Source organism: Calderihabitans maritimus, from assembly GCF_002207765.1.
In the GTDB taxonomy this organism is placed as follows: Bacteria; Bacillota; KKC1; order Calderihabitantales; family Calderihabitantaceae; genus Calderihabitans; species Calderihabitans maritimus.
The window spans coordinates 1-3,603 of record NZ_BDGJ01000217.1 but is presented as its reverse complement, the minus strand read 5'-3'; the positions used below and the strand labels follow the sequence as shown (position 1 = coordinate 3,603).

The 3,603-nt window shown below is 46.0% G+C and carries 4 protein-coding genes; all 4 read right to left on the bottom strand.

Features of this window, described 5'->3' with window-relative positions; all coding sequences use genetic code 11:
- Window positions 1-110 precede the first annotated feature (110 nt).
- The 4 genes from fusA to KKC1_RS15600 all read right to left on the bottom strand — a co-directional run bounded on the left by fusA (window position 111) and on the right by KKC1_RS15600 (window position 3,451).
- Window positions 111-2,192, bottom strand: coding sequence for an elongation factor G (gene fusA, locus KKC1_RS15615; protein ID WP_088555345.1), 2,082 nt, complete (start codon window positions 2,190-2,192; stop codon window positions 111-113).
- Between the two features lie 50 nt (window positions 2,193-2,242).
- Window positions 2,243-2,713, bottom strand: coding sequence for a 30S ribosomal protein S7 (rpsG, locus tag KKC1_RS15610; protein ID WP_088555344.1), 471 nt, complete (start codon window positions 2,711-2,713; stop codon window positions 2,243-2,245).
- A gap of 29 nt (window positions 2,714-2,742) precedes the next feature.
- On the bottom strand, window positions 2,743-3,117 hold the full coding sequence (gene rpsL, locus KKC1_RS15605; RefSeq protein WP_088555343.1) for a 30S ribosomal protein S12: 375 nt from the start codon (window positions 3,115-3,117) through the stop codon (window positions 2,743-2,745).
- A gap of 79 nt (window positions 3,118-3,196) precedes the next feature.
- The gene (locus tag KKC1_RS15600) at window positions 3,197-3,451 is read right to left on the bottom strand and encodes a L7Ae/L30e/S12e/Gadd45 family ribosomal protein (protein WP_305790421.1); all 255 of its coding nucleotides are present in this window, start codon (window positions 3,449-3,451) and stop codon (window positions 3,197-3,199) included.
- Between the last annotated feature and the right edge of the window lie 152 nt (window positions 3,452-3,603).

Below are 3,603 nucleotides of genomic sequence, written 5' to 3'. Positions count from 1 at the left end.
TCCCATGGTCTACGTGCCCTATTGTTCCTACGTTAACGTGCGGTTTCGTCCTCTCAAATTTCGCCTTCGCCATTTCACATCCTCCTTTAAGCTTTTAACGTTTTATTAAACTATTCCCGTCCACTACGCTTAGCTATAATCGCCTCAGCTATATTTTTAGGTACCTCCTGGTAGTGAGAAAACTGCATTACATAATTACCTCTTCCTTGGGTACGGGAACGCAAGTCAGTAGCGTAACCGAACATTTCTGCCAACGGAACATAGCCTCGAATAACTTGAGCTCCCGACCTCGGCTCCATTCCTTCCACTTTACCCCGGCGAGCATTAAGGTCTCCTATAACATCGCCCATATATTCTTCCGGCACTACTACTTCAACTTTCATAACCGGTTCCAGCAGTACAGGGTTGGCTTTCTGAGCCCCCGCTTTAAATGCTTGAGACGCCGCAATCTTGAAAGCCATTTCTGAGGAGTCCACTTCATGGTACGATCCGTCATATAAGGTAACTCTAACGTCCACCACCGGATATCCTGCTATAACACCGTTTTCCATGGCTTCCCGGACACCGGCTTCCACTGCCGGGATATACTCTTTAGGAACTACGCCGCCAACAATTTTATCAACAAATTCAAAACCCTTACCTCTTTCTAGCGGTTCTAACTCCAGCCAAACATGACCATATTGACCCCGTCCACCAGTTTGGCGGATAAATTTACCCTCTACTTTGGTAGAAGAGAGAATGGTCTCCTTGTAAGCTACCTGGGGACGGCCTACATTGGCATCCACCTTAAATTCCCGCATCAGGCGGTCTACAATAATTTCCAGGTGAAGTTCTCCCATACCAGAAATTATAGTTTGCCCGGTCTCTTGGTCAACGTGCACCTTAAAAGTAGGATCTTCCTCCGCCAGCCTTTGAAGAGCCGTACTCATTTTTTCCTGATCCGCTTTCGTCTTCGGTTCAATAGCAACCGAAATAACCGGCTCAGGAAACTCCATGGATTCCAAAACTATAGGATGGTTCTCCTCACAAAGGGTATCTCCGGTCGTAGTTTCCTTCAGACCTACCGCAGCCACGATATCTCCGGCAAAAGCTTCCGGGATCTCTTCCCGATGGTTGGCATGCATCTGTAAAATTCGTCCAACTCGCTCTCTTTTCCCTTTCGTGGAGTTATACACGTATGAACCGGAACGTAATACCCCCGAATATACCCTGAAAAAGGTTAATTTACCCACATAAGGATCCGCCATTATTTTAAAGGCAAGTGCCGAAAAAGGCTCATCATCGCTGGAAATCCGCCTGTCCTCTTCTCCCGTCTCAGGATCAATGCCCCTCACCGCCGGTACGTCTGTGGGCGAAGGTAAATAGTCAATGATGGCATCCAGCAACGGCTGAACCCCTTTGTTCTTAAATGAAGAACCGCAAAGCACCGGAATCATTTTCACCGCTAAAGTTGCCTTCCGAATTCCGGCTTTAATCTCCTCAACGCTCAACTCTTCTCCTTCCAAGTACTTAATCATCAATTCTTCGTCACTTTCCGCCACGGCTTCCAGCAATTTCTCTCTGTATTCTGCCACCAAATCAACCATGTCTTCAGGAATTTCTGTCTCTTCGCTCCGCGTACCTAAATCATCAACATAAATGATGGCCTTGTTGGAAATTAAATCTACTACCCCACGGAAAGATTCTTCTGCTCCAATGGGAAGTTGAATTGGGACAGGATTTGCGCCCAATCTTTCTTTAATCATTCTGACTCCTCGGAAGAAGTCGGCTCCAACCCGGTCCATTTTATTAATGTAAGCAATCCGGGGTACCCCATATTTATCTGCCTGGCGCCAAACCGTTTCCGACTGCGGTTCAACTCCACCGACGGAGCAGAATATGGCTACCGCCCCATCAAGAACCCGCAGGGAACGTTCCACCTCTACAGTGAAGTCCACGTGGCCAGGCGTATCTATAATATTAATACGATGATCTTTCCAGTAACAGGTGGTTGCAGCAGAGGTAATGGTGATGCCTCTTTCCTGTTCCTGAATCATCCAGTCCATAGTCGCTGCCCCGTCATGCACTTCCCCAATTTTATGAACTCTCCCTGTATAAAAGAGTATTCTTTCCGTAGTAGTTGTTTTACCGGCGTCGATATGGGCCATGATACCTATATTTCTTGTTTTTTCTAAGGGAAATCTCTTTGCCATATTAACCTCCTCCTCTAGCCGCAACAAAAACAAAAGTTTTCTTCCATGTTTTACCACCGGTAGTGGGCAAACGCCCTGTTAGCCTCTGCCATTTTATGAGTATCTTCCTTCTTCTTGACTGCTCCCCCAGTACCGTTGGCTGCATCCATTATCTCTGCCGCGAGCTTCTCGATCATACTTTTACCGCCTCGTTCGCGGGCATAGTTAACTATCCACCGTATAGCTAAAGTTTGCCTTCTTTCCGGCCGAACCTCTACCGGAACCTGATAGTTAGCGCCGCCCACTCTACGAGCCTTAACTTCCAGGACCGGCATAACATTTTTCAACGCTTGTTCAAAAACTTCCATAGGATCTCGGCCGGTTTTTTCTCTAATGAGGCCAAAAGCACCGTAGCATATTTTCTCTGCTTTACTTTTTTTCCCGTCCCGCATTACTTGGTTTATAAGTTTAGTAACTTTAGTGCTGTTATAAATTGGGTCAGGCATAACTTCACGCTTAGGAACACTTCCTCTTCGTGGCATCTGTTTCCCCCCTTCACCTCTGCGCTACCTTATTTTTTGGGCCGTTTAGTTCCATATTTGGATCTTCCTTGCTTCCGATCCTGTACTCCTGCAGCATCCAGAGCACCTCGAATAATATGATACCTAACTCCCGGCAGGTCTTTCACCCGTCCCCCCCTGACTAAGACAACTGAGTGTTCTTGGAGGTTATGGCCAATACCAGGAATATAAGCAGTAACTTCAATACCATTAGTTAGACGAACCCTTGCTACCTTTCTCAAGGCCGAGTTGGGCTTTTTGGGAGTTGTGGTATATACTCTGGTACATACTCCGCGCTTTTGAGGAGATTCCTTCAAAGCGGGAGCAGACGATTTCTTTTCAACCATTTTTCTCCCTTTACGAACTAGCTGGCTAATTGTCGGCATACACCCACCTCCTTCCCAAACTGTTTAATAACTATTAGGTAATAGGAGGATGCCTCTAATACCGAGATAAATAACTGATCTAATCTTCAATGATAGCCGCGGAAGCCGCCCCTACTTCTATCCCACAAGCTTGCCCTAATTCTGCCATAGAACTAACACGAATAATCTCGGTGCCTTTTTCTTGGCATAAGGCTATCAGTGGGTCAACCACATGGGAGTCAGCATCCTCTGCTATATAAACTACTTTGGCGAGGCCTTTCTGAACTGCTTTAGTAGTTTGTTTTGTTCCCACTGTTTTTTTTCGAGCCTTCCGCAGTCTCTCAAAAGGCATCATCCTAGACCTCCTTCGGAAATTACACACTTATAGATATTATCACGTTCCAAATACACTGTCAATACAATTAAGCACCTTCGAAGCTGTCAAGTGGACCTAGGTAATTTTTTCGATTTTCTTTCCTCCAATGGTAATTGGGGATTTATGTATGA

Bases quoted from the DNA above. Each gene is read 5' to 3' on its own strand.
- KKC1_RS15600 (WP_305790421.1), bottom strand. From the start codon at position 3,451: ATGATGCCTTTTGAGAGACTGCGGAAGGCTCGAAAAAAAACAGTGGGA.
- rpsG (WP_088555344.1), bottom strand. From the start codon at position 2,713: ATGCCACGAAGAGGAAGTGTTCCTAAGCGTGAAGTTATGCCTGACCCA.
- fusA (WP_088555345.1), bottom strand. From the start codon at position 2,192: ATGGCAAAGAGATTTCCCTTAGAAAAAACAAGAAATATAGGTATCATG.
- rpsL (WP_088555343.1), bottom strand. From the start codon at position 3,117: ATGCCGACAATTAGCCAGCTAGTTCGTAAAGGGAGAAAAATGGTTGAA.